Source organism: Actinosynnema sp. NPDC059335 (assembly GCF_042752395.1).
In the GTDB taxonomy this organism is placed as follows: Bacteria; Actinomycetota; Actinomycetes; order Mycobacteriales; family Pseudonocardiaceae; genus Actinosynnema.
Genome location: NZ_JBHYXZ010000203.1, coordinates 6058 through 11880, shown reverse-complemented (window position 1 = coordinate 11880; position 5823 = coordinate 6058). Strand labels below are relative to the sequence as shown.

The 5823-nt window shown below is 75.5% G+C and carries 6 protein-coding genes; all 6 read left to right on the top strand.

Annotated features, from left to right (window positions below; genetic code table 11):
- The first annotated feature begins 452 nt into the window (after positions 1 to 452).
- From mbhE to ACFXGA_RS36530, 6 genes are read left to right on the top strand one after another with little or no spacing between them, the layout of a single operon-like run.
- Entirely contained in the window at positions 453 to 2729 is a 2277-nt protein-coding gene (gene mbhE / locus ACFXGA_RS36555) for a hydrogen gas-evolving membrane-bound hydrogenase subunit E (protein ID WP_378096493.1), read from the top strand.
- Entirely contained in the window at positions 2726 to 3193 is a 468-nt protein-coding gene (locus ACFXGA_RS36550; RefSeq protein WP_378096490.1) for an MnhB domain-containing protein, read from the top strand. The genes mbhE and ACFXGA_RS36550 overlap by 4 nt, the downstream gene beginning before the upstream one ends.
- Positions 3190 to 3627, top strand: a complete 438-nt coding sequence (locus tag ACFXGA_RS36545) for an NADH-quinone oxidoreductase subunit K (protein WP_378096487.1) — start codon at positions 3190 to 3192, stop codon at positions 3625 to 3627. Before ACFXGA_RS36550 ends, ACFXGA_RS36545 begins: the two co-directional genes overlap by 4 nt.
- Positions 3627 to 5009, top strand: coding sequence for a complex I subunit 5 family protein (locus ACFXGA_RS36540; RefSeq protein WP_378096485.1), 1383 nt, complete (start codon positions 3627 to 3629; stop codon positions 5007 to 5009). The genes ACFXGA_RS36545 and ACFXGA_RS36540 overlap by 1 nt, the downstream gene beginning before the upstream one ends.
- A 14-nt stretch (positions 5010 to 5023) precedes the next feature.
- The gene (locus ACFXGA_RS36535; protein ID WP_378096482.1) at positions 5024 to 5506 is read left to right on the top strand and encodes a Na+/H+ antiporter subunit E; all 483 of its coding nucleotides are present in this window, start codon (positions 5024 to 5026) and stop codon (positions 5504 to 5506) included.
- 5 nt (positions 5507 to 5511) lie between these two features.
- Positions 5512 to 5787, top strand: a complete 276-nt coding sequence (locus ACFXGA_RS36530; RefSeq protein ID WP_378096479.1) for a monovalent cation/H+ antiporter complex subunit F — start codon at positions 5512 to 5514, stop codon at positions 5785 to 5787.
- The last annotated feature ends 36 nt before the right edge of the window (positions 5788 to 5823 follow it).

Below are 5823 nucleotides of genomic sequence, written 5' to 3'. Positions count from 1 at the left end.
GGGGTGTTTTTCTATTTGTCTCCCCGTCTTTACCGCCCATGCGGGCCACGCGGCGCCCCGGCCGGGGGGCGCCCCGGGGGGGGGGGGGCGCGCCGTCCCGCCCGACCGGGGCGAGCCCGATCCGCCGGGCGAGCGGGACCCGTGCGGACCGCCGTGCGGCCGTCCGCCGTCGCCGCCGCGATCTCGGCCGCGGAGCCGTCGGCGGACACCGACGGGGTGACAACCCGGTGGAACCGGGATCGTCGGACGACGGCGCGTCGTGTAACCCGTCCGGGCGTCGGCGAGGTGAACCGCCGGCGCGCACCGACCACATCGGACCCGTCCGATTCGGACGGCCGGAAACCCGCTGCGCACCGCGACGACGGCCACCCGAGCGGGTTCACACCGTCTGCGGATCCCTTCGGGATCCCGTACGTTGCGGACTAGTCGACGTCCGGCCGGAGGAGCTGCCCGTGGTCCTCGTTCGCGGTGGTGCGGGAACCCGCGGTGAGGGGCGTCCAGGCGTGGACTGGCAGGGCTGGACGGCGTGCGTGACCGCGGCCGCGGGGTTCGCGCTGTGCCTGCTCGGCTGGTCGGCCGGCGGCGGCGGGTTCTCGCTGCCCTGGGCGTCCACCCTGGACCTGCGGCTGGGCTTCGCGCTCGACGGGCTCGCCGTGCTCTACGGGTTGCTCGCCACCGGGGTCGGCGCCCTCGTGTTCGCCTACGGCACCCGCTACCTCACCCTGCACCTGGAGCACGAGCGCCGGTCGGCGGTCGAGCGGTGGCGGTTCTGGCCCTGGATGACGTTGTTCGCCGTGGCCATGGTCGGCCTGGCCACGGCGCAGGACCTCGTGCTGGTGTTCGTCTTCTTCGACCTGACCGCGGTGTGCTCGTACTTCCTCATCGGCTTCGACCGGGCCGAGCGGGCCGCGCGGACGGCGGCGCTGATGGCGTTGCTGGTCACCGTGGTCGCCGCCGTGGCGATGCTGGTGGCCGCCGTGCTGCTCTACGCCGCGCACGGCACGTTCTCGATCCCCGAGCTGCTGGAGCGCGCCGACCCGTCGCCGACGACCACGCTCGCGGCCGCGCTGCTGGCGGTGGCCGCGATCGCCAAGAGCGCGCAGACGCCGCTGCACTTCTGGCTGCCGCGCGCGATGGCCGCGCCGACCCCCGTCTCGGCCTACCTGCACTCGGCGGCGATGGTGGCGGCGGGCGTGCTGGTGATCGGCCGCGTGCACCGGCTGCTGGCCCGCAGCGAGGCGGTGCTGACCGGGCTGGTGGTCGTCGGCGCGGTGTCCATCGTGGTGGGCGGGGTGCTGGCGCTGCGCCAGGACGTGCTCAAGCAGGTCCTCGCCTACTCCACCATCTCCCAGTACGGCTACCTGGTCATGCTGTACGGCATCGGCGGCGCCGAGGGCAACGGCGCGGCCGCGTTCTACGTGGTGGCGCACGCCATGGCCAAGAGCGCCCTGTTCATGACCGCGGGCGCGATCACCATGGCCACCGGCGAGGACCGGCTGTCCCGGCTGGGCGGGCTCGGCCGCCGGGCGCCGGTGCTCGCGACGGCGGCCGGGGTGGCGGCCGCGACGCTGGCCGCGCTGCCGCTGACCATCGGGTTCTTCAAGGACGAACTGCTGTTCACCGCGGCGCTGCGGCACGGCCCGGTGACCGCGGTGCTGGCCGTGGTCGCGGCGACCCTGACCGTGGCCTACATCGGGCGCTTCTGGGCGCGGCTGTTCCTCGGCCCGCCCCGCGGCGGGATCGGCGCGACCTCGCGCCTGCTGGTCGCCCCGGTCGTGTTCCTCGCCGCGCTCTCGGTGTTCGGCGGCCTGGTCACGACGCCGTTCGCGCGGCTGGCCGGCGACGCGGCCGGCGTGTCGACCGGCGGGCCGGTGACCCTGTCCCCCGGCTACCACCTCGACGCCCGCCCGGAGAACCTCATGGCGGTCGCCGCGTGGGTGCTGGGCGGGCTGCTGCTCGTGCTGCCGCGCCTGGTGGACCCGGTGGCGCGGGCGGTGGCCGCGGCGGGGGAGCGGTGGGGTCCGCGCCGGGCCTACGAGGCGGCGCTGCACGGGCTGGACCGCGCGTCGGCCGCGGTGCACGACCGGGAGGTCAGGGACCTGCGCACCAGCATCGCCGCGGTGCTCGTGCCGGCCGGCCTGGTGATCGGCCTGGCGTTCGTCGTCACCCCGACCTCCGGCGCGTACGCGGTCGGCCCGGTCGCGGGGGCGGACTGGCTGATCCTCCCGCTGCTGGCGCTGGTGGTCATCGCGACCGTGGTGATCGCGAACTCCCGCGCCCGGCTCGCCCTGGCGCTGGCCCTGGCCGTGGTCGGCTTCGCGCTGGCGGCGGTGTACGCGCTCGTCGGCGCGCCGGACGTGGCGCTGGTGGCCGTCGTGGTCGAGACCATGCTGACGCTGGTCTTCGTCGCCGCGCTGACCCGCATGCCCCACGAGGCCCCGGATGCCGACGCCACGGCGCCCGCCCGCACCCGCCGCCGGCGCGACGCGGTCGCCGGCGGGGTCGCCGGGCTGGCCGTGCTCGTCTCGGTGTGGGGGTTCCTGTCCCAGCCCGCGCCCGACAGCGTGTCGGCCGAGCACATCCGGCTCACCCCGGTCGCGCACGGCGGCGACGTGGTCACGGTGATCGTCGCCGACTTCCGCGGCCTGGACACCCTGGTCGAGATCACGGTGCTGCTGGTCGCCGTGGTCGGCGTGGCCACCCTGATGCGACGGGGCAGGCTGTGGTGAGCGCGGAGGACGAGGACGGGCCGCCGGACTCGGTGGTCCGGGTCGTCGCCCGGCTGCTGCCCGGCCCGAGCCTGGTCGTCGCCGCCGCCCTGATCGTCAAGGGCTACGTCGAGGTCGGCGACGGGTTCGCCGCCGGGGTGATCGTCGCGCTGGCCATCGCGCTGATCTACGTGGCCTACGGCGCCGAGGGCGCCGAGTCGGCGCTGCCCGTGCTGCGGCACGCGCCCAAGCTCGCCGTCGGCGGCCTGCTCCTCGCGCTCGCCGGCGGGTTCTTCCCCCTCCTGCTCGGCGAGCCGCCGGTCAGCCACCGCCCCGGTCGCGGCGAGCACGTCACCAGGATCGGCACGCTGGAGCTGTTCACCCCGCTGGTGTTCGACCTCGGGGTGTTCGTCCTGGTCGTCGGCGTGCTCACCACGTTGCTGCACCAGCTCGCCCGCCGGCCGCCGGGGGTGGGCAAGCGGTGATCCTCGCCTTCGCCCTGGCCGCGGCCGTCCTGTTCGGCTCCGGCGCCTACCTGCTGCTCAAGCGCGACCTCGTCCGGATGGTCGCGGGCATCATGCTGATCTCGCAGAGCGCCGTCGTCACGATCATCGCCTCGGCGCTGACCCGCGGCGGGGCCGCGATCGCGGTGTCGCCGGGCGACGCGGTGAGCGACCCGCTGCCGCAGGCCCTGGCGCTGACCGCGCTGGTCATCGGGCTGGCCACGGTGGCGCTGCTGCTCGCCCTCGTGCACCGCGCGGTCGTGGTCTTCCGGACCGCCGAGCAGGACGAGCTGGCCGCGACCGAGGCCGAGCACGAGGCGAGCCTGGAGCGGCAGCGGCAGGCCGACCGCGAGGAGACCGAGGGCGACGACCGGGACGACGAACCGCGGCCCGAGGCCGGGCGGGTGACGCCCTGATGCTGCTCTCGACCGCCCTCCTCGTGCCCTGGGTGACCGGCGCGGTCCTCGTCGCGCTCGACGGGCGCCGGCGGGTCGTCGCCTGGCTCGCCGTCGCGTCGCTCGCCGCCACGCTGGCCGTGCTGGGCGTGCTCGCCGCCGACGTGTTCACCGGCGCCGCGCGCGAGGTCGTGACCGGCGGCTGGCCCGTCGGCGTGGGGATCGTGCTGCGGGCCGACGCCCTGGGTGTGGCCTTCGCGCTGCTGTCGGTGCTCGTGCTGCTCGCCGCGGCCGTCCACGAGGCGGTGGGCGGGGTCCGGTCGCGAACCCTGCCCGGCCTGGTCGTGCTGCTCGGCGCCGGGCTGACCGGCCTGTTCGTCACCGCCGACGTGTTCTCGTTCTACGTCTTCTTCGAGCTGGCGATGACCGCGTCGTACGCGCTGAGCGCCTACGGCGGCAAGCGGCGGCAGCTGCGGTCGGCGCTGGTGTTCACCGCGGTCAACCTGCTGGGGTCGTTCATCTTCCTGCTGTCCGTGGCCGGCGCGTACCGGGTGACCGGCGCGCTGGCGATGGAGCAGGTGGCCGCGCGCATGCTCGCCGTCGACCCCAACGCGGCGGTGCTGATCGCGGCCGGGTTCTTCATCGCGTTCAGCGTCAAGCTCGGCCTGTTCCCGTTCCACTTCTGGCTGCCCACCGTCTACGCCGGCGCCCGGCCCGCGGTCGCCGCCGTGCTCAGCGGCGCGGTGGCGAACATCGGCGCGTACGGCCTGCTGCGCTTCGGCGTGGACCTGTTCCCCGAGCAGTTGCGGCTCGCCGGCGTCGCGCTGGTCGTGCTGGGCGCGGCGTCGATCGTCTACGGCGGCGTGCTGGCGGTCTCCCGCGGCGACGCGGCCGAGATGCTGGCCTACTCCGCGATCGGCCAGGTCGGGTACGTGCTGGTGGCGCTCGGCGTGGGCGGACCGGTCGGGCTCATGGCGGCGGTGCTCTACAGCGTGATCAACTCCCTGAACAAGGCGCTGCTGTTCCTGGCCGCGGGCGTGCGGGGCGCGCTGGTCGCGGGCGCGTTCGCGGTCGGCGCGCTCAGCGTCGCGGGCGTGCCGCCGGCCGCGGGGTTCATCGGCAAGCTGGAGCTGTTCCGCACCGGGATCGTGGCCGGCAGCGCCGCCCTCGTGGTGCTGCTCCTGGTCGGCAGCGCGCTGTCGCTGGTCTACATGTTCCAGGTCTACCAACGCCGCTTCTGGCGGCCGGACCCGCAGGCGACCGGCGCGCCGAGCCCGCTGCCCCAGCGGCTGCTCGCCGCGGCGCTGGCGCTGCTGGTGCTCGTCACCGGGCTGTGGCCCGAGCCGCTGCTCCTGATCGGCAGCCACGCGGTCGAGGCGCTGCTGGCCGCGCACCCCGAATGACCAGGGAGGTCGGAATGCCCGCACTGCTGCTCCGCGTCGTCGTGCTCACCGCCGTCTACCTGCTGGCATTGACGAGCCTGCGCCCCGGGGACGTCCTCGTCGGGCTCCTCCTGTCGACGGTGATCGTGGTCGCGGCCCGGCGGGTCCGGCCGGCGCAGCCACCGCCGCCGCTGGGCCGCCGGCTCGCGGGCGTGCCGGCGCTGCTCGGCGGGACGCTGGTCGACCTGGTGGTGGGCACCTGGCAGACCGCCGTCGCCCTCGTCGGCCGCGGCCCGGCCGAGGGCGGGCTCGTGGAGATCCCGATACCGCCGGGCGCGCCGGCCTCCGCGGCGGCCTGGGGCGTGCGCGTCGGCTTCGTGCCCGACACCGTCGTCGTGGAGGTGGACGAGCACCGCGGCCGGATGCTGCTGCACGTCCTCGACGCGCGCGACCCGGAGGCCGTGATCGCCGCCCAGCTCGACTCCTACCGGCGGCGCCAGCGCCGCGTCTTCCCGTGACCGCCATGCCCGCCGTCGTCGTCATCACCGCCCTCTTCTGGGTGACGCTGCTGCTGGTCGCCGGCGGCATCGCGCTGGTGCGCGCCCGCGACGTCCTCCAACGGGTCGTCGCGCTGGACCTCCTCGCGGTCGCCGTCATCGCGCTGCTGGCCCTGCTGTGCTACCTGCGGGGACAGGCGTACTACTTCGACGCCGCGGTGGCGCTGGCCCTGCTGTCGTGGGGGGCCCCCCCGGGGGCCGCCCCCCCCCCCCGACCCCGGGGGCCCCCGCGGATGGTGTAGAAACAGAGCGACCAGCTCGGCGGCGCGCCGCGCCAG

Bases quoted from the DNA above. Each gene is read 5' to 3' on its own strand.
- ACFXGA_RS36535 (WP_378096482.1), top strand. From the start codon at position 5,024: ATGCCCGCACTGCTGCTCCGCGTCGTCGTGCTCACCGCCGTCTACCTG.
- ACFXGA_RS36530 (WP_378096479.1), top strand. From the start codon at position 5,512: ATGCCCGCCGTCGTCGTCATCACCGCCCTCTTCTGGGTGACGCTGCTG.
- ACFXGA_RS36540 (WP_378096485.1), top strand. From the start codon at position 3,627: ATGCTGCTCTCGACCGCCCTCCTCGTGCCCTGGGTGACCGGCGCGGTC.